General features: G+C 59.9%; 15 protein-coding genes. 6 read left to right on the forward strand and 9 right to left on the reverse strand.

Features of this window, described 5'->3' with window-relative positions:
• Positions 1-25: 25 nt before the first annotated feature.
• The 4 genes from F475_RS15195 to F475_RS15215 form a co-directional block, all read right to left on the reverse strand.
• A complete protein-coding gene (locus F475_RS15195; protein WP_064620485.1) occupies positions 26-730 on the reverse strand; it encodes a FadR/GntR family transcriptional regulator in 705 nt (234 codons plus the stop codon).
• Between the two features lie 53 nt (positions 731-783).
• Complete coding sequence (locus tag F475_RS15200) at positions 784-2,097, reverse strand: C4-dicarboxylate transporter DctA (RefSeq protein ID WP_018925865.1); 1,314 nt, start codon at positions 2,095-2,097, stop codon at positions 784-786.
• 255 nt (positions 2,098-2,352) lie between these two features.
• Entirely contained in the window at positions 2,353-3,606 is a 1,254-nt protein-coding gene (gene glyA, locus F475_RS15210; RefSeq protein WP_018925867.1) for a serine hydroxymethyltransferase, read from the reverse strand.
• Positions 3,607-3,852: 246 nt separating this feature from the next.
• The gene (locus tag F475_RS15215; RefSeq protein ID WP_018925868.1) at positions 3,853-7,701 is read right to left on the reverse strand and encodes a bifunctional diguanylate cyclase/phosphodiesterase; all 3,849 of its coding nucleotides are present in this window, start codon (positions 7,699-7,701) and stop codon (positions 3,853-3,855) included.
• Between the two features lie 278 nt (positions 7,702-7,979).
• On the opposite strand from F475_RS15215, the gene ettA reads away from it, so the two are divergent.
• Complete coding sequence (ettA, locus tag F475_RS15220; protein WP_018925869.1) at positions 7,980-9,644, forward strand: energy-dependent translational throttle protein EttA; 1,665 nt, start codon at positions 7,980-7,982, stop codon at positions 9,642-9,644.
• 92 nt (positions 9,645-9,736) lie between these two features.
• On the opposite strand, the gene F475_RS15225 is transcribed toward ettA, so the two are convergent.
• The 4 genes from F475_RS15225 to F475_RS15240 form a co-directional block, all read right to left on the reverse strand.
• On the reverse strand, positions 9,737-10,231 hold the full coding sequence (locus F475_RS15225) for a GreA/GreB family elongation factor (protein WP_111454236.1): 495 nt from the start codon (positions 10,229-10,231) through the stop codon (positions 9,737-9,739).
• Positions 10,232-10,301: 70 nt separating this feature from the next.
• Complete coding sequence (locus F475_RS15230; protein ID WP_111454237.1) at positions 10,302-10,658, reverse strand: hypothetical protein; 357 nt, start codon at positions 10,656-10,658, stop codon at positions 10,302-10,304.
• Between the two features lie 84 nt (positions 10,659-10,742).
• On the reverse strand, positions 10,743-12,596 hold the full coding sequence (locus F475_RS15235) for a DUF4105 domain-containing protein (RefSeq protein ID WP_111454238.1): 1,854 nt from the start codon (positions 12,594-12,596) through the stop codon (positions 10,743-10,745).
• A 106-nt stretch (positions 12,597-12,702) separates the two neighbouring features.
• Positions 12,703-13,191 (reverse strand): DUF3015 domain-containing protein, encoded by a 489-nt coding sequence (locus F475_RS15240; RefSeq protein WP_018925873.1) that lies wholly within the window; start codon positions 13,189-13,191, stop codon positions 12,703-12,705.
• Between the two features lie 275 nt (positions 13,192-13,466).
• Between F475_RS15240 and F475_RS15245 the strand changes: the two genes are divergently transcribed.
• The gene (locus F475_RS15245; protein ID WP_018925874.1) at positions 13,467-15,905 is read left to right on the forward strand and encodes a Lon protease family protein; all 2,439 of its coding nucleotides are present in this window, start codon (positions 13,467-13,469) and stop codon (positions 15,903-15,905) included.
• Positions 15,906-16,233: 328 nt separating this feature from the next.
• Positions 16,234-16,575: a hypothetical protein gene (locus tag F475_RS15250; RefSeq protein WP_019581273.1), complete on the forward strand. Its 342-nt coding sequence runs from the start codon at positions 16,234-16,236 to the stop codon at positions 16,573-16,575.
• Between the two features lie 6 nt (positions 16,576-16,581).
• Here F475_RS15250 and F475_RS15255 read toward each other — a convergent pair whose 3' ends face one another.
• A complete protein-coding gene (locus tag F475_RS15255; RefSeq protein WP_111454239.1) occupies positions 16,582-18,411 on the reverse strand; it encodes a hypothetical protein in 1,830 nt (609 codons plus the stop codon).
• A 160-nt stretch (positions 18,412-18,571) separates the two neighbouring features.
• On the opposite strand from F475_RS15255, the gene F475_RS15260 reads away from it, so the two are divergent.
• From F475_RS15260 to F475_RS15270, 3 genes are all read left to right on the forward strand, one after another.
• Positions 18,572-19,060 (forward strand): TIGR00645 family protein, encoded by a 489-nt coding sequence (locus F475_RS15260; protein WP_007938436.1) that lies wholly within the window; start codon positions 18,572-18,574, stop codon positions 19,058-19,060.
• A gap of 134 nt (positions 19,061-19,194) precedes the next feature.
• A complete protein-coding gene (locus F475_RS15265) occupies positions 19,195-19,488 on the forward strand; it encodes a DUF6482 family protein (RefSeq protein ID WP_111454240.1) in 294 nt (97 codons plus the stop codon).
• Between the two features lie 130 nt (positions 19,489-19,618).
• Entirely contained in the window at positions 19,619-20,236 is a 618-nt protein-coding gene (locus tag F475_RS15270; RefSeq protein WP_007938433.1) for an FKBP-type peptidyl-prolyl cis-trans isomerase, read from the forward strand.
• Positions 20,237-20,260 lie beyond the last annotated feature (24 nt).

Raw genomic sequence — 20,260 nt, forward strand, 5'->3', positions numbered from 1 at the left:
GCCTGTCTCCAGTTCGAAGAGGGGGTCAACTGCCGAGGTGGTCGTCCGGGATATTCAATTCGATGCCCATCCGTTGACCTTCCCGAAGGATGTGCCGACGCATTTCGGCGCTGGCCTGGGCGCTGTTTTTGCTGCGTATCGCTCGTACCATGGCTTCGCTTTCTTCAAGGCGCTCAGCCAAGTGCTCCGGAGAATTGCGCAGCACGTCGGCGCTTTGCTTGAGGGCATTGCTGGTCTGCTGCACCACGCTCTGGAAAATCGGGTTCGAGGTCAGGGTGAACAACTCTTCGTGGAACGCGATGTAGGCGTTCACACCGGCCTCGCTGTCATTGGCTTCCAGGGCTTCGCGCATGTCCATCAGGGTCAGGCGCAGTTGCCCGACTTCCTTGCTGCTGATGGACTGCGCCACCAGGCCGACGATGAACGGTTCGAGGGTGTAGCGCAGTTGCAGCACGTCTTCCAGGCTGGCCCCGGCGACTGCGCTGTCGTGTCTTTGGCTGTCGCTGAGATTGGCCTCCAGCACCACCACGCCTTTGCCCGGCATCGAGCGCACCAGGCCGAGGGTTTCCAGCACGATCACCGCTTCGCGCAGGCTTGGGCGGCTGATGCCCAGTTGTTCGGCCAGTTCACGCTGGCCCGGCAGCATGTCGCCGGAACGCCACTGACCGCGAGCCAGCGCGGCCCGTAGTTTTTCTACCACTGAATTTACGACGGTTGACGAGGTAATCACTGTTCGCTCCAAATCGCGATAAATGTGCCTGCCCGTGGGCAGGCACACGTTGTTTAAAATTCCTGCTGATGTGCCGGGACAACCGGTTTTCTCGGCTGGAAGGTATAACCCACCTGGCCGGACAGCACTTTGTTTGCCCGTTGGATATCGATGTCCTTTTCCCAGCGGGCAATGGCCACCGTGGCGACGCAGTTACCAATCAGATTGGTCAGCGCCCGGCCGATGCCCATGAACCAGTCCACCGCCAGCACCAGCACCAGGCCCACCACCGGAATTGCCGGGATCGCCGTCAGGGTGGCGGCGAGAATCACCAGCGCCGAGCCGGGAATCCCGTGGGCACCTTTGGAGGTGATCAGCGACACCAGCAGAATCGTCAGCAGGTCAGTCATGGCCAGCGGCGTGCCGGTGGCATTGGCGATGAACACAATGGCCAGGGTCAGGTAGATCGAAAAACCATCAAGGTTGAACGAATACCCGGTCGGAATCACCAGGCCGACCGTGGAGCTGCCGATGCCCAGATGCTCAAGCTTGCGCATGATTTGTGGCAGCACGGCGTCGGAAGAAGCGGTGCCCATGACGATCAGCAGTTCTTCACGCAGGTACTTGAGCAGTGGCCACATCCGCAGGCCCGAGAGGCGCATCACCAGGCCGAGAATCAGCGCCACGAATGCCGCGCAGGTCAGGTAAAACAGGCCGACCAGGCTGCCCAGGTGTTGCAGCGAGTCCAGGCCATATTTGCTGGTGGTGAAGGCGATGGCGCCGAAGACGCCGATCGGCGCCAGGCGCACGATCATGCCCATGATGCGGAAGATCACATGGCTCAGCTCGTTGATCAGCCGGGAAATACCCGACGCCGCTTCACCCACCAGATTCAGCGCGCTGCCGAACAGCACCGAAAACAGCAGGACTTGCAGGATGTTGTTGTCGGCGAAGGCGCCGATCACCGAGGTCGGAATCAGGTCCATCAGGAACTGCGTGGTGGTGTGCATGTGCTGACCGCGCTGGGCGATGTCGCCCATGTCGGCGGCGGAGAGCTGCTCCAGATGAATGTTCGCGCCGCTGCCGATGCCGGTTGTGAAGGCGAACACCAGGCCGATCACCAGGGCGATGGTGGTCAGTATTTCGAAGTAGATGACCGATTTGAGGCCGATGCGTCCGACCTTCTTCAGGTCACCGGCACCGCTGATGCCGCTAACCACCACGCAAAACACGATCAGGCCAATAAGCATCTTGATCAGTTTGATGAAGCCGTCGCCAAGGGGTTTGAGTTGGGCGGAGTATTCGGGAAGGGTCAGCCCGCAGACGATGCCGAGCACCAGTCCGAGAACCACTTGAAGGAAGATTGAACGCGAGCACCATCTGAGCATGGGAGGAATCCTGGTCGGTGTCCTGGCTGCCGTGCGCCAAGCGCATCAGATTCAGGACTTAATTATTGTGGTCTTACCGGTATGTCCAGTGCAGGCGCAGTCTACGCTGGATTTTTTCAGGATTACAAGGGGACTCAGCAAAATTGGCATGACCGGTCTGACCAGTGGTGCCGACCCCAATTGATCTTTATGGCGGACGAAAAAAAACCGGCCATCACTGGCCGGTTTTTTCATTGCTGCGGTTTAGCGGGGCAATTAAGCGCCGTACACCGGCAGTTTCTTGCAGATGGCCTTGACCTTCTCACGAACGGCGTCGATCACCGCTTCGTTGTTCAGGTCAGCCAGGATGTCGCAGATCCAGCCGGCCAGCTCTTTGCACTCTGCTTCCTTGAAGCCGCGAGTGGTCACAGCCGGGGTACCGAAACGCAGGCCGGAGGTGACGAACGGGGAGCGTGGATCGTTCGGTACCGAGTTCTTGTTCACGGTGATGAACGCTTTGCCCAGTGCAGCGTCGGCGTCTTTACCGGAGATTTCCTGCTTGATCAGCGACAGCAGGAACAGGTGGTTCTGAGTACCGCCCGACACCACGTCGAAACCGCGCTCGATGAACACGCCGGCCATGGCCTGGGCGTTTTTCACCACTTGTTGCTGGTAGGCCTTGAACTCAGGCTGCAGCGCTTCCTTGAAGCAGATCGCCTTGGCAGCGATCACGTGCTCCAGCGGGCCGCCCTGGGCGCCCGGGAATACTGCGGAGTTCAGCTTCTTCTCGATGTCGGCGTTGGCGCGAGCCAGGATCAGGCCGCCACGTGGACCGCGCAGGGTTTTGTGGGTGGTGGTGGTCACCACGTCAGCGAAAGGCACCGGGTTCGGGTAGACGCCAGCGGCGACCAGACCGGCCACGTGGGCCATGTCGACGAACAGGTAAGCACCAACCTTGTCAGCGATAGCGCGGAAGCGTGGGAAGTCCAGAACCTGCGAGTAGGCAGAGAAACCGGCCACGATCATTTTCGGCTTGTGCTCAACGGCCAGACGCTCGACTTCGTCGTAGTCGATCAGGCCATTGGCATCGATGCCGTACTGAACGGCGTTGTACAGCTTGCCGGAGGAAGAAACGCTGGCACCGTGGGTCAGGTGACCACCGTGAGCCAGGCTCATGCCCAGAATGGTGTCGCCCGCTTGCAGCAGGGCCAGGTAAACGGCGCTGTTGGCTTGCGAACCGGCGTGCGGCTGAACGTTGGCGTAATCGGCGCCGAACAGCTCTTTGGCGCGGTCGATGGCCAGTTGTTCGACGATATCGACGAACTCGCAACCACCGTAGTAGCGCTTGCCTGGGTAGCCTTCGGCGTACTTGTTGGTCAGTACCGAGCCTTGAGCTTCCATCACCGCAGGGCTGGTGTAGTTTTCCGAAGCGATCAGCTCAATGTGTTCTTCCTGGCGCTGAGCTTCTTGCTCCATGGCGGCAAAAAGATCGGCGTCGAACTTGGCAATAGTCAAATCACGGCTGAACATGGCGGTCCTCAAGGATCGGGGCAGAAAAGGGAGGCATTCTAACCCAACCGCTTTTAGATGGCATATGAAAGGACATCATGTCGCAGACAAGTGGGCTTCATGACGGGATCAGCGGTGATCGTGCGGGCCTCATCGCGGGCAAACCCGCTCCCACAGGGATCTTCAGTGGTCAAAAATCTTGGGTTCACCCAAAAAACTGTGGGAGCGGGCTTGCCCGCGATGGGGCCGTCCGCAGCACTCTGAAACTCAGTCGAACATGAACAACGCATCATTGCTGAACTGCGCTTCGAACCGGCCGGCCGGCATCGGGCGGCCGAACAGGTAGCCCTGAACCTCATCGCAGCCATGCTCGCGCAGGAAGTCGAGCTGTTCGTGGGTTTCCACGCCCTCGGCGATTACCGCCAGATTGAGGCTGTGGGCCATGGCGATGATCGCCCGGGCAATCTGCGCATCCTGCTCGCCCGACGGCAGGCCATCAACGAAGGTGCGGTCGATTTTCAGCACATCGATCGGGAATTGCTTGAGGTAGTTGAGCGATGAATAACCGGTGCCGAAGTCGTCGACCGCAATGCTCAGGCCGAGGTTTTTCAGTCCGGCGAGGATCTGCATCGCCTCGCTGACTTCACGCATCAGGATACTTTCGGTCAGCTCCAGCTCCAGGCACGCCGGCGGCAGGCCGGTTTCCCTGAGGATGGTGGCGATCCGCGTGCCGAGCTGCCCGTCGGAGAACTGCCGGGCCGAAATATTCACCGAGACCTTCGGCACCCGCACCTTGGCCTGGTGCCAGGTCTTGAGTTGACGACAGGCCTCACCGATCACCCAGTCGCCGACATCCACCACCAGCCCGAGCTCTTCGAGCACCGGAATGAAGTCCCCTGGCGGCACCAGGCCGCGGCGCGGATGGCGCCAGCGCAGCAGGGCTTCGGCGCCGGTCAGGCGTTTGCCGTCGCCGCTGAATTGCGGCTGGTAGTACAGCACGAATTCGTTTTGTTCCAGAGCGTGGCGCAAGTCGCTTTCCAGCTCCAGACGCTCCAGGGCGCTGGCGTTCATGTCGGCCTGATAGAACTGGAAGTTGTTCTTGCCGCGTTCCTTGGCGTGGTACATCGCGGTGTCGGCGTTCTTCATCAGCTGACTGAGTTCGCTACCGTCCTGAGGACTCAGGGCGATGCCGATACTGGCGGTGACGAAGAACTCGCGGCCTTCGAGCACGAACGGCTTCACCAGGCTGGCGAGGATCTGTTCGGCCACGTGAATGGCTCGGTTCAGCGCGATCTCGCGGTTGACCCGGGGTTGCAGCAGCAATGTGAACTCATCACCACCCATGCGCGCCACGGTGTCGTCATCGTCGACGCAGCCGAGCAGGCGCGTGGCCATTTCCTTGAGCATGCGGTCGCCGGCGGCATGACCCAGGGAGTCGTTGATCGGCTTGAAGCGGTCCAGGTCGAGGAACATCAGCACCACCCAGGACTTCTGCCGTTCGGCCGATTGCAGCGCGGTGTGCAGGCGATCCTGGAACAGCGTGCGGTTGGGCAGGTGGGTCAGGGCGTCGTAATAGGCGAGGCGGTGAATCCGTTGCTCACTGGCCTTGCGTTCGCTGATGTCGCTGAAGAAACACACATAACTGGCCAGATCGCCTTCGTCGTCGAGCACCGCCGTAATCCCGACCCAGGCCGGATAGTGCTCGCCGTTGCGACGCTTGAGCCAGACTTCGCCTTCCCAGGTGCTGTGCTGATGCAATTGCTTGAGCACGTAGCGCAGATGAGTTTCCTGCTGCTCGTCGACGGTGAGCATGTTCGGCAACTGATCGAGCACCTGGGACACCGCATAGCCGCTGACGCGACTGAAGGCCTCGTTGGCCTGGACGATGTAGCCGGCCGGGTCAGTGATCAGAATCGCCGAGGTGGAGTGCTCGAATACCGTGGCCGCCATGCGCAGGTCCTTCTCGGCCCGGCGTTGCTGGCTGATGTCGCGACCGACCCCGAGCACACCTTCGAAGGCGCCGTGTTCGTCCCAGACCAACACCAGGCGCAACTCGATAGGGATCTTGCGTCCGTCGGCCCGCAGGCAGTCGAACAAAAACAGTTGGGTCTGCACCTGACTGCGCAGCAGTGTCAGTTGATCGGGTTTATCCAGCGCTTTGCTGACCCGGTCCATCAGGCTGTAGATGCCGCTCAGTTGTTGCGGGTTGGCGATGGTCGATTGCCAGCCGTTCTGGAATATCCAGTCGGCGTCGAAGCCCAGCACCGCTTGCACCGAAGGGCTGACGTAATTGAGCGCCATCTTGCTGTCGGTGGAGAAAATCACGTCGCTGATACTTTCGGCGAGCATCCGGTAGCGCTGCTCGCTGTCGCGCAGGGATTCACTGGCTTCGATCTGCTCGGTGATGTCCTTGGCCACACCGATGATGCGCGTGACCTGATCGTGCTTGTCCCGCGCCAGGGCCTGTTCGCGAATATCGAAACGCCGCCATTTGCCATCGCGATGACGGAAGCGCAGCTGGCACTGCAGCAATTGGGTGTAACCCGCCTGACGCTGGGACTGGCGCGAGCGGTGGTAGTAGTCGGCATCTTCCGGGTGCAAGAGGATTTCCCAGAAGTACTCGCCCATCTGGTGCAGCTCGGTGCGGTTGTAACCCAGCGTCTGCCCCAGGTGATGGTTGCTGAAGATCATCCGCTGGCTGATCACGTCTTGCACATACAGGTGATCCGGCACGGTACGCACCACATCGGACCAGAATCCTTCGCGCTCCAGCAGCGAAAGCTCAATGAGTTTGCGGCTGGTGATGTCGCTGATGCTCAGGATCACCGCTCTATGGTCGGGCTGATCTTCCGGCAGGCGCAGCACGAGCCACAAGTGCTGGTCGCGGCCATTGGCGTCCTGAAGCTTGATTTCCAGCTCAAGCTGTTTCTGCTGGTGGAGCACCGCTTCGAGCACTTGATTGCCGATGGCCGTGCAGTCCAGAGGGCAGCCGTTGATCAGTAGTTTCCAGGCCTGATCGCAGGAATTGACGTTGAGCAGTTGCAGGGCGACCTGGTTGACCTCGGTGATGCGCAGTTCCTGCAACAGTTGCTGGCGTTGCTCCGGTATCCCGAGCCAGGTTCTCAGCTGCTCGCTGCTGGTGAGTTGCGCCTTGTCGAAAAAGCTTTTGAGCCCGGACAGGTCCAGCACGCACAGGGCAACACCGGTGCCTTCGAAGATGTCCTGATAGCGTCGGCGGCCTTCATGCAGTTGGCGTTGGCGGCGACGAATGTTCAGCAAAGCGATGAACGGTAACAGTGAGAAGGCCAGGCCCAGCAGGCATTTGCCGATGAATGCCGGCAGCAGTTGTTCGATCACCCGTTGCCGGTCGAACAGCCCGCGCAGTTGCCAGTCGCTGCTGCTCAGGGGGACGATCAATACGCTGTTGGTCAGTTCGTCGGGTGTCAGCGCCGCGGGTTTGGCTGAAGGCAGGGCGTCATCGCGACTAATGATCTGATGATTGATGCGGTTTTCCACCAGCCACAGGGGGCGAAGGCCGGCGTCGCCCTGTTTGGTCAATGAAGAAAAAAATGTCGGTGTCAGGCGCAGGGCCCAGTAGCCGCGAGTGCTGCCGCTGGCCTGATGCAGGAGCAGGTGCACCACCGAGCCGTCATCGGCATTGCTGAAATAGTGGGCCTGGGCGCGGCTGCGCTGGACCAGTTCGCTCAGGTAGTTGGCGTCCTGGCTGTCGACGGCGCTGTCACTCAGGACTTTCCCGGAGGGGCTGAGCAGCGCCAGGCTGCGCAGGTCGGGCAGCGACTGTTGCAGTTTGCGCAGCAATGCCTGCTGTTCGTCGGCGCTTTGCGGTTGTTCGACGATCGGTAGCAGATTAAGGGCGATCTGGGCGTTGAGCGCCATGTTGAGGCTGACTTGCGAAGCCAGGTCGGCGGTGTAGTTGATGGTGTACTGGCGCTGGTTTTTCTGGGTTTCGCGCAGTTGATCCAGCAACTGCCAGAACAGCAGTGCGAGCAGCAACAGCACGAGAGTCGCCAGCGCGCCCTTCAAGCTTCCGCGCAGGGGCGAGCCGAGCCCAGGGTTGAGCACGCTCGCGGACGGTGGCGGAGTGACATTGGACAAACTGTAATCCTGCGGTTTGGCTGGACTGGCGCGGCGTGCACTATAAGCCGGACGCCCGAAGGGCGGCTAGCATGCCTTGAGTTGTGGCGAAGTGCCAGCCCCGCTCGGCTGGACTGCCTCCTGTCAATGAGGTAGCTTTGCCGGTTACGCGGGAGCGTTCCAGCTCCTAGGTTTTTCAGCGCGCACGCCTTGATACCCATCAAACGAACGACGCGCATGGCCTGGCCGGGCATCGCCTGCGCTCCAATCATTCATCAGTCACTGACCCTAGGTTCTCCATGGCTCAATACGTCTTCACCATGCATCGGCTGGGCAAAGTTGTTCCGCCGAAGCGGGAAATCCTGAAAAACATTTCGCTGTCGTTCTTCCCCGGCGCCAAAATCGGCGTCCTCGGTCTCAACGGTTCGGGTAAGTCCACGCTGCTGAAAATCATGGCAGGCGTCGACACCGAGTTCGACGGTGAAGCCCGTCCGATGCCGGACCTGAACATCGGCTACCTGCCGCAAGAACCGATCCTGGACCCGACCAAGACCGTGCGTGAAGTGGTCGAGGAAGCGGTCAGCGTGATCAAGGACGCCCAGGCGCGTCTGGACGAGGTCTACGCGGCCTACGCCGATCCGGATGCCGACTTCGACAAGCTGGCTGCAGAGCAAGCCAAACTTGAAGCCATCCTGCAGGCCAGCGATGGCCACAACCTGGATCGCCAGCTGGAAGTCGCTGCCGATGCGCTGCGTCTGCCGGCCTGGGATGCCAGGGTTGAACATCTTTCCGGTGGTGAAAAGCGTCGTGTGGCCCTGTGCCGCCTGCTGCTGTCCGCCCCGGACATGCTGCTGCTCGACGAACCAACCAACCACCTGGACGCCGACTCCGTCGCCTGGCTGGAGCACTTCCTGCACGATTTCCCGGGCACCGTGGTTGCGATCACGCACGACCGTTACTTCCTGGACAACGTTGCCGGCTGGATCCTCGAACTCGACCGCGGCGCCGGTATCCCGTACGAGGGCAACTATTCGGGTTGGCTCGAAGCCAAGTCCGATCGTCTGGCTGCCGAATCCAAGCAGCAATCGGCTCACGAAAAGGCCATGAAGGAAGAGCTGGAGTGGGTGCGCAAAGGCGCCAAGGCCCGCCAGTCCAAGTCCAAGGCTCGTCTGCAACGCTTCGAAGAAATGCAATCGCAGGAATTCCAGAAGCGCAGCGAAACCAACGAGATCTACATCCCGGCCGGTCCACGCCTGGGCGACAAGGTCATCGAGTTCAAGAACGTCACCAAGGGCTACGGCGATCGCGTGTTGATCGACAACCTGTCGTTCTCCATGCCTAAAGGCGCCATCGTTGGCGTGATCGGTGGTAACGGTGCCGGTAAATCGACCCTGTTCCGCATGCTGATGGGCAAGGAAACGCCGGATTCGGGCAGCATAGAAGTCGGCGAAACCGTGCAACTGGCGTGCGTCGACCAGAGCCGTGAAGACCTGGATGGCAGTAAGACTGTGTTCCAGCAGATCTCCGACGGTTCCGACCAGATTCGCATCGGCAACTACGAGATCCCGTCGCGTACCTACGTCGGTCGTTTCAACTTCAAGGGTGGCGATCAGCAGAAGTTCGTCAAGGACCTGTCCGGTGGTGAGCGTGGTCGCTTGCACCTGGCCCTGACCCTGAAAGAGGGCGGCAACGTCCTGCTGCTCGACGAACCGTCCAACGACCTCGACGTTGAAACCCTGCGTTCCCTGGAAGAAGCCTTGCTGGACTTCCCGGGCGCCGCCATTGTGATCTCTCACGATCGGTGGTTCCTTGACCGCGTCGCGACTCACATCCTGGCGTACGAAGACGACTCGCAAGCGGTGTTCTTCGAAGGCAACTACACCGAGTACGAAGCCGATCGCAAGAAACGCCTCGGCGAAGCGGCCTCCCAGCCGCACCGGGTACGGCACAAGAAACTGGCCTGATTTCAGGCTGGTCGAAAAAAACGGAGCCTTCGGGGCTCCGTTTTTTTTGCGCTCAGTAAGACCGAGGCTTGCCCGCAAAGGCGTCATCGAACTTACCCGATCTCTATGGCCAGCACCTCAATCACCAAATCCCCCGCCGGGCGTTTCCACGACACTTCATCGCCCACGTGCGCACCCAGCAACGCCCGTCCCAGCGGCGAACTCCAATTGATCAACCCATGGGCGGCGTCCGCCTGGTCTTCTCCAACCAATTGCACGCGCTGCTCGTGATCGTGTTCGTCGGCAAAGGTCACCCAATTGCCAATCTGCACTTTGTCGGTGGAGGAGGCTGGTGCAACCACCTGCGCACTTTGCAGGCGCTGCTTGAAGTAGCGCCAGTCGCGATCAAGGTCAGCCTGGCGCTGCTTGTCGGCCAGGTCACCTTTGGCGCTTTCCTCGTCGAGCAGGCTTTGCAGCGCGGCGACTTTCGCCTGGAGCTGCATGAGCCCGGCGGGTGTGACGTAATTGGGCTGCGCGCTGACCTGTCGTTCGACTGGCAGGTCGGCTTGCGCGGCAGCGTTATCTTCATTGACGAAGGCGCGACTCATGTTGTTCTCCCGTTATAGGGTTTGGGCCATGGTCGCGTGCTTTAAGTTTCGACGAATGTCTGTAAACGACTTATTGCGAGCGATAGGCTCGCGCGGCGTCCCGGTCTTTCTCTCGTTGCCAGGCCCTTTCGCGCTCATCCCAATGGCGTTCCCTGTACTCGTTGCGATCCTCGCTTTCCCGCATGGCCTGGCATTGACGCAAGCCATCGGTCCAGCCTTCTGTGTATTGCTTGTCCTTGAGGTAGCGTGGGACGTTTTTGCGAAATTCACCGGTGATTGCCCCGGCGGCTTGCCGGCCACTGCTGCAACCGTCATCGAAGCCATCGGCGAACGCTGGCGGATACCCTTTGGCGATCAGATCCTCGTGAGTCGACTGGCACCCTGTAATCAATAGCAACAACCCCAACACACCCACGCAACGCCACATCTCGGACTCCAGGGCCGTTCAACGGCCTATAGGGGAAGTCTAGAAGCGGATTTGTCGGATGGGAGTGAAAGAAGGGTCAAAAGATCAATAGTGATACCACTTCACTTCAAGCATCACTTCGTTTTCAGGTGATGCCAGGTGGCTGAATTCGCGTTGGGCACTCAGGCGCAGCCCGAGGTTGCGCGACAACTCCCACTGCTGATTCAGGCTCATGCTCCGGCGCACTTCGCCGTTGGTGAAGTAATCGCCCTTGGCTTCCAGGCTGAAATTCCCCAGCGGGTTTTTCCACAGCAGACCGCTGTTGAAGCCCGCTGCCGGGGCAATGAAGCCCGCGAAGTCGTTGTTGTGCTCCACGCGCACGGTGCCCAAGGCGAACCCGAGCATGTCGTCGCTCAGTTGCCAGGTCCCGCCACCACCACCGTTGACATGACTGACCAGGGTTTCCTCATCATGCTTGCCCGGCACACGCTCCAGGCCGCCGGTGACTTGCCACGACAGCGGCTGCAACAGCGCGTTGCGCGGGGTCAGGGAGCGGATGGTCGCCAGGTCCAGTTGCTGCAGCTGCCAGTGATTGCCTTCGTATTGGCGCAGCTTCATCTGCAGGATTTCGATCTGCGCGCCAAGGGGGAAGCTTTCGGCGTTGTCGTTGAGGTCGTGGTAGGCCATGCGCAGGCCATATTCGCCGAAGGCTTGGTCACCCCGGGTGCCGATGCCGGCCTGCCAGGTGCGGGACTCGTGGCCATCCTCGGGCAAGCCTGGTCGCGCAATGTCCAGTTCAGGAGGCGGGTTCTGATTGATCGCGCGCAGCAATTCGAAACTACGCTGAGCCCGTTGCGGGTCACGTTCCTGGCCGTTGGCGCGATAACGCTCCAGACGATAGGCCGCGTCGATGATCAACGCCTGACGCTCGCGCGGTTGCGCCTTGAACGCCGGTTCCTGCAATTGCTTCTGATCGGCGCTGATTTTCAGCACCCACTGCTGCTCTTCATCGGTCAACGGCTGCGCGCGGCTCAGCAGTTCACGCTCGCGGGACGGGCGATATTCGATCGACTCCACGAGTCCGGCCTGTTTCACCGCTTTGACGGTGTCGGTGGGAATGGCGGTCAACGGGAACTGATCGGTCAGCTTCAGGCCCGGCCGCGCCACCTGCAGCAGCTCAAGCAGGCGATAGGAGCAGTTTTCATCGAAGAAGAAGTAGTCGAACTGGATCTGCTTGAGCTCCCAGACATGCTCGACCATGCGCTCGGTTTCCTGCTGGGTCAGGTTCAGGCGGTATTCCCACAGGTCGCGGTTTTCGAGGCTACGGTACTCCGAGAGTTTTTCCTGATAGGGCACCAGTGCAAACAGCCCGGGATAACCACCCATCAGGCCTTTCCACGCGTACAAAATGCTGTTGTCCGACCCTTCGATGTAGGCGCCGAAGTTGATCGCGTAACTGAGCAGCGAGGTCTTGTCGCGCTGCACATCGGCCTGATCGATGCGCAGCAAGGTATGGCCGAACATCGACGACGGGCTGTTCAGGTAGGCGGCCGGGAAAATCATCACCGCACTGTGGGGTGAAACGTCCTTGAACCATTGCTTGAATTCAGCACAGTCCAGCGACGGCAGATCCGTCAGGTCAAGTTGCGCCTTGAGCCAGCGAGTACGGGCCGGATAGACGCATTGCGCATGTTGCTCGCCGGCACTGGCCGGGGCATACAGTGCTTGTACGGTCGCCGCCAGTTCGCGGTCGGGGTGTTCGTTGCCGTCGGGGGCGAGAAAGAATTTCTTGTCGCTGACATAGCTGCGCCAGCCACCGAGCTTGGCGGTTTCGTAATGACCCAGGGAAATCCAGAAGGGGTCGTTGGCCAGTTGCTGCAAACGTTGATTGTCGATGTGGGGCGCGGCGGACAGCGGGGCGCAGACACAGAGCGCCAGCCAGGCAAGGCGTTTGAGCATAGTGAGCAACTTAAGTCGAAAGTAACAAAGACCCAAAGGGGCAGGCCAAAAAGGGCCAGGGTCAAAAATAAAACCCGCTCCCCAAAGAGAGCGGGACGGGTCGAGCTTAAGCTTGAGTGGCGTACTTGGCCAGACGAGGATCGTTCTTCAATACGGCCAGGGTATTGGTATGCACGTCTTCAGCGGTCACGTCAGCCTTGCTGAAAATTTGCTGGAAGTGTTGATGAGTCACGGCGGCGAAGTGCGCACGGTCTTCCGGCGCCACGCCCAGTACCACGGCGTAAGTGGTCAGCGCTTCGCCCTGACCTTTAGCCATGTCTTCGGACAGCTCGTTCATCATGCCATTCATGGCAATCCAGGATTTGCCGCCATAGGTCAGCGCCGCATTGGTCGAGCAACCGTTGGTGCCGGAGGTCATGCCGAAAGTTGCATTACCGGAGGTGCCGTTGGTGGTGGATGCCAGGAAGTGTGCCGGGGTGCCACGCTGACCTTCGAACAGCATGTTGCCCCAACCGCAGTCCGGACCGCCTGGCGCCTGAGCCATGGCGTTGATGGATACAACGGTGAAGAGAGTACCAAGAAGAATCCGTTTCATAGCTATGTTCTCTTTGTGTGCATACCAATGGACAGGGTGCTGGCCCCTAATGGTGCCAGTGGGCCGGTTATTCGTTCCAGCCGCGCAGTTTGGAGTTTAGGCAGGTTCCAGGGGTTCCGTGATTTTTTGCGAAACATTCCCTGAAAACCTTGATTTTGACCCGCGCGGCCCGTGGATGGGGGCTTGTCTAAGCTTTGGCTTGAGGTGCGCCTTGCCAGTGGGTACAGGCAGCGCCAGAATGCCGTTATCTGCCCCGCCTGATGTAAGGAAGCCCGATGCCTGATCCTGTTGCTGCCAGCTTGCGTCTAGCGCCTGAAGCGCTGACCCGTCCGTTTTCCGCTGAACAGTTCAGCTTCTCTACCACCAATGATCTGGAGCCCTTCCGCGGTGTGCTTGGCCAGGAACGTGCGGTCGAAGCCTTGCAGTTCGGTGTGGCCATGCCGCGCCCCGGTTACAACGTGTTCGTCATGGGCGAGCCCGGCACCGGCCGGTTTTCGTTCGTCAAACGCTACCTCAAGGCCGAAGGCAAACGCCTGCAGACCCCGGCCGACTGGGTCTACGTCAATAATTTCGATGAGCCTCGCGAGCCTCGCGCCCTGGAATTGCCGTCGGGCACCGCCGGGGCTTTTATCGGTGATATCAACGGCTTGATCGACAACCTGCTGGCGACCTTTCCGGCAGTATTCGAGCACCCGTCCTACCAGCAGAAGAAAAGCGCCATCGACCGTGCGTTCAACCAGCGTTATGACCGTGCGCTGGATGTGATCGAGCGTCTGGCGCTGGAGAAAGACGTCGCGCTCTACCGCGACAGCAGCAACATTGCCTTCACCCCGATGAGCGAAGGCAAGGCCCTGGATGAGGCGGAATTCGCCCAGTTGCCGGAAGCCGAGCGCGAGCGCTTTCATGATGACATTTCCGGGCTCGAAGAGCGGTTGAACGAAGAGCTCGCCAGCCTGCCGCAATGGAAGCGCGAGTCGAGCAATCAGCTGCGCCAGCTCAACGAAGAAACCATCACCCTGGCCTTGCAGCCCTTGCTGGCGCCGCTGTCGGAAAAGTACGCGGAAAACGCAGGCGTTTGCGGTTACTTGCAAGCGATGCAGGTGTACCTGCTCAAAACGGTGGTCGAGCAACTGGTGGATGACAGCAAGACCGACGCCATCGCCCGCAAATTGCTTGAAGAGCAATACGCCCCGAGCCTGGTGGTCGGGCATCCGCACAGCGGCGGTGCGCCGGTGGTGTTCGAGCCGCACCCGACCTACGACAACCTGTTCGGCCGCATCGAATACAGCACCGATCAGGGCGCGCTCTACACCACCTATCGGCAGTTGCGACCGGGTGCATTGCACCGGGCCAACGGCGGTTTCCTGATCCTCGAAGCGGAAAAAATGCTCAGCGAGCCATTCGTGTGGGATGCGCTCAAGCGTGCCTTGCAATCGCGCAAGCTGAAAATGGAATCCCCGCTGGGTGAGCTGGGCCGTCTGGCCACCGTGACGCTGACGCCGCAACACATTCCGTTGCAGGTCAAAGTCGTGATCATCGGCGCCCGGCAGCTCTACTACACGCTGCAAGACCTCGATCCGGACTTCCAGGAGATGTTCCGCGTCCTGGTGGATTTCGATGAAGACATTCCGATGGTCGACGAAAGCCTGGAGCAGTTCGCCCAGTTGCTCAAAACCCGTACCTCGGAAGAAGGCATGGCGCCGCTGACCGCGGATGCGGTGGCGCGTCTGGCGACTTACAGCGCACGTCTGGCCGAGCACCAGGGACGTTTGTCGGCACGGATCGGCGATCTGTTCCAACTGGTCAGCGAGGCGGATTTCATCCGCGACCTGGCGGGTGACGAGATGACTGACGCCGGGCACATCGAGCGTGCGCTCAAGGCCAAGGCTACCCGTACCGGACGAGTTTCGGCGCGGATTCTCGATGACATGCTGGCCGGGATCATTCTGATCGACACCGATGGCGCGGCGGTCGGCAAGTGCAACGGGCTGACGGTACTGGAAGTCGGCGATTCGGCCTTCGGGATACCGGCGCGGATTTCCGCCACGGTGTATCCGGGCGGCAGCGGCATCGTCGACATCGAGCGCGAGGTCAACCTCGGCCAGCCGATTCACTCCAAAGGCGTGATGATCCTCACCGGGTACCTGGGCAGCCGCTATGCCCAGGAGTTCCCGTTGGCGATTTCCGCAAGCATCGCCCTAGAGCAGTCCTACGGTTACGTCGACGGCGACAGCGCATCGTTGGGCGAGGCCTGCACGCTGATCTCGGCCTTGTCGAAAACTCCACTCAAGCAGTGCTTTGCGATTACCGGTTCGATCAACCAGTTCGGTGAGGTGCAGGCGGTAGGCGGGGTCAACGAGAAGATCGAAGGCTTCTTCCGGCTCTGCGAGGCTCGCGGCCTGACGGGCGAGCAGGGAGCGATCATTCCTCAGGCTAACGTCGCCACGCTGATGCTCGACGAGAAGGTGCTGGCGGCGGTGCGCGCGGGGCAGTTCCATGTCTACGCGGTGCGCCAGGCCGACGAAGCACTGAGCCTGCTGGTCGGCGAGCCGGCCGGTACGCCGGATGAGAATGGCGACTTTCCCGAGGGCAGCGTCAACGCGCGGGTGGTGGAACGCTTGCGGGTGATCGCGGAAATGGTCAGCGACGAAGACCTCAAGGAGGCCGAAAAAGAGTTGGCGCAGGAAGCATTGCTGGAAGTCAAACCGGCCTGAGTCAATCTCGAAACTGAGGAGGCTCCCTGTGGCGAGGGAGCTTGTCGGACCGCCGCACCGCCCCGTTCAGCTGCGTAGCAGTCGTCAAATCGGCGATGAGGTCTGTCTGATAAATTTCGGGGCCGCTTCGCAGCCCAACGGGGCAAACCCCCTCGTCACATCTCTGGCGTCAATATTTGCACGGCGACCACTCGGCGCCTTCTGGCTGCGGGCCGCGTGCGAGCTGAACTTTTCTTCTATTCTCTGCTCAAGGATATCGACAGTTATCACTGGATCGAGACAGCCTTCCCGTGGAGGCTGAATACCGGATCTACCGAGGGTCGCCGCCATGTCGCGCAACCTCTGCCTCACCCGTCAATGCCTGGGCCTTGTGACCCGTATCGAATGTGCTATCCGCCCGCTGGCGGGAGATACGGGCATGTGGACCTTGCTTTTTGCCGCCGGAATGGCCGGCGAGCAACCTTCAGCCATCAAGGCTCAAGGCCCGTTCCGTGGGCCGGTCGTGGCTGAATCGATCCTCGACACCATCGTCGAAAGTCTGACTCTGCATGGCTACGAGCTGGCCGATGATCCGCAAATCTGGTGCCTGCACCTGCAAGCCCAGTTGCGAGAGATCAACGGTGGCCGTTTCCACAACCTTGCCGGTCCCGGGTTTCGACCTGAAGGCTGATCCAGGCTATTGATCCAGGTTACCTGGCTCGGTCTTGTCGAGTTTGACCTCGAAACCGTATTGCACGGTGGTGAGGTTGGTTCGCTGATAAGTTTCCAGACGTGTGGGCTGGCCGTAGAAGTAATGCACTGCGAATAACCCCGGACCTTGCGCGTTCGCGTCGTGACTGACCGAAAGAATCTCCTTCAGATAGTTGCCACTGTCGTCCTTGGCGAAAAAGCGCCAGTCCTGGTCGGGGAACAGCTTCAGATCAACCACCAACTCATTCCCTTTGAGCGCCAGGCCCTTGGGCAGTTGGTGGGCGTCGTAGGTTTGCTTGTCGACAGTCGCCAGGAACAGCGGCATGGAGCCGACCGCGTAGGCCGGAGTTTCTGCAAACAGATTCAGATCGTAGGTGATGCTGCCGCGTAGCGGGTCGACCTGATACGCCTCCGGTGGCAGCTCGATCGGCCCGTCGCGCCGGCCATTGCTGTCTTGGGTAAAGAACGTCACGGGACTTTCGCCGGGATTGAACGAGGTGCCGAGCAGTTCGTCATTGAAGTTTCTGGGGTGATTGAATTCAATGCGTGCGGCGCTCGGGTCTTCGATCGACTGGCTGATACTGATGCTTTTTTTCAGTTGGTTTTCGTCCAGCGTCGCACCCTTGAGCCAGGTCGCAGCCTGGTCGTCGTATACCACCACGGGCAATGTCAGTGGCTGGATGGCTTTTTCCGTCGTGTGCGGGTCGAAGCGGCGTACTGGCAGGTCCAGGTTCTTGCGGGTCACCGTGACCGCCGAGAAGTCCAGCAAGCTGACTTCGAGCGTGTCGATCGGTCCGTTGAAGTACACCTTGGCGTACTGTCGGGTTTGTTGTTTTTCAAAGGCACGCTGGTCGTCCTCGAGCTGTTTTTCGAACGCTTCGCTCCAGGCTTTCTGCTGTTGCATTTGCGCCAGTTGTTTTTGATAGAACGCAATTTGCGCGGCGGTTTCATGGATCGCGCCCGAGCGCGAGAGGAATTGCCCGGTGCTGTCCCTGGCCTGAACGATCAGCGGGTTGGGCGGTGTATCGCGAACCTCGGGGGCCGGTGGTGCGCTGTTACTGAATTCGATTTCGGCATGGTTTTTTTCAAGCTTCAGCAGCGTGACACTAAGGTTGTCATTGGTGCGCGTCTGGCCGACGTCCTTTTTTGTCAGGTCGAAGCTGTAGATTCGGCGTGGGGCGATGACCTCCACCTTGCCTTGCAGACTCACCGGTTGTGGCAGGTGTTTCTTGTCCACATCCAGGCCTTCAATGAAGGGGTAGGTCACCGTCAAATCATCGGGGTTGGTCAGGTTGGAGCTCGACGGGCTCAGCTGAATGCCGGGATCGGTTTCCGACCATTCCGGCTGAAACGCGATGACGCGCTTGTTGCTGAGGGTCACCGATTGCCATTCCAGGTCATGAGGGAAAAGGAATGCGCCAGGGGTGTTGAAGTGGAGGGGGAATACCGGTTGCAGATCGGTCAGGTAATCCGAGCTGGACTCCTTGTGCAGCACGAACAGCCCGTTGATGTAAGTGTCGACCAGCGCCTGGGGCGTGGGGTAGTGCTTGAATACGGCGAGGGCATCTTCGCCGTATTCGGTGACCACCGGTTTACTGTCGAGCTTGAGTTGCGCACGCTCGAGCAGCAGCAGTGAACCGCCGAGTTCGGTCACGACGTCCTTGAGTTTCGGATCCTTGATCGCCTCCAGAGACTTTTCGAACTGCGCGGTCTTTTCTTCGAGGCTGACCTGGCGTTTCTCATCGCTGGGTGAACAACCACCGAGCAGCAATGCGAGGCAAAGTCCGGCACTCGTTAAGGGCAATCGCACATCCATTTCCAGTTTTCCTGTCCGATGTCGCTGACCTGTCATTGATCTGGACACTAGCAGAAAAACTTTGTCACACACACGCAGGTTGCGGATTTTCCGGCGGTTTCTGGGTGTAACAGGCGGCTGTTATACTCGCCGCCATTTCCAGCCCCTTGTGTGAGACTCAATGGAACGCTTTATCGAAAATACAATGTACGCCTCCCGCTGGTTGCTGGCGCCGATCTATTTCGGTTTGTCGCTGGGCTTGCTGGCGTTGGCACTGAAATTCTTCCAGGAAGTCATCCACGTCATCCCTAACGTGTTCTCGATGGCCGAGTCGGATCTGATTCTGGTGTTGTTGTCGCTGATCGACATGGCGCTGGTAGGCGGCTTGCTGGTGATGGTGATGATCTCCGGTTACGAGAACTTCGTTTCCGAACTGGATATCGACGACAGCAAGGAGAAGCTCAACTGGTTGGGCACCATGGATTCGTCTTCGTTGAAGATGAAGGTCGCGGCTTCCATCGTGGCAATTTCGTCAATCCACTTGCTGCGGATTTTCATGGACGCCAAGAACGTCGATCCGGAGCATTTGCAGTGGTACGTGATCATCCACATGACCTTCGTGGTGTCGGCGTTTGCCATGGGTTATCTGGACAAGCTGACCAAGCACTGATCCGCCCTTACTCGGTCCACCGCACCGCCCGTCTGTTGCGAAACAGACGGGCGGTGTCGTTTGTGGCTTGTACTTTGGCGCGTCGAGGCATATCCCTGTAAGAACCCTGGCTCTCCACTGCGTGAGGTGCGCTCATGAACCTGCAAGAGTTGAATGCGTTTGCCATCGCCGGAAAGATCGATGAGTTGAACCTGATCTCGATGGAAGGCGTGTTCTACGTGCTGGAGGCTCGGATGCATGGTACGGCGCATCCAGTGCTCGATGCTCATGGCGAGACATTGCAGCTGCGGTCGGTCGAGCATGCGCGTGAAGTGCTTCACGACTGTCCCAAGCCATTCAACGTTGTATGTACCTCGGCCCATGATGAAATGTGCGGTACCAGCGCCGAGGAAAGTCCGAAATTACCGGGCACCTTCCGTTCTGCGTAACAGGGCTGACGCCGCTCATCAACGTGGCGGCATCTGTGCTAGTCTGCTCGCCCTTTTGATTCCGGGCGCTCCGGGATGCGCTGTGCACGCACGGCAAGTTCCAGGGCCGTCCGCACAGCGGAGCAGTGTCATGTCCGAAGTAAATCTGTCCACCGATGAAACCCGCGTCAGCTACGGCATTGGCCGTCAGTTGGGCGACCAGCTGCGTGACAATCCGCCACCGGGCGTGAGCCTGGACGCAATCCTGGCGGGTCTGACTGACGCGTTCGCCGGCAAGCCAAGCCGTGTGGGTCAGGAAGAAATGTCCGCCAGCTTCAAAGTGATCCGCGAGATCATGCAAGCTGAAGCGGCTGCCAAGGCTGAAGCTGCTGCTGGCGAAGGCCTGGCTTTCCTGGCTGAAAACGCCAAGCGTGAAGGCATCACTACTCTGGCTTCGGGCCTGCAATTTGAAGTGCTGACTCAAGGTGAAGGCGCCAAGCCAACCCGTGAAGATCAAGTGCGCACTCACTACCACGGCACTCTGATCGACGGCACTGTGTTCGACAGCTCCTACGAGCGCGGCCAGCCTGCAGAATTCCCGGTAGGCGGCGTTATCGCTGGCTGGACCGAAGCCCTGCAACTGATGAACGCCGGCAGCAAATGGCGTCTGTACGTGCCGAGCGAACTGGCTTACGGCGCTCAAGGCGTTGGCAGCATTCCGCCGCACAGCGTACTGGTATTCGACGTCGAACTGCTCGACGTTCTGTAATCCCGGTGTTGGAGCTGGCCCGCT

This window comes from Pseudomonas sp. URMO17WK12:I6, from assembly GCF_003253625.1.
Lineage (GTDB): Bacteria > Pseudomonadota > Gammaproteobacteria > Pseudomonadales > Pseudomonadaceae > Aquipseudomonas.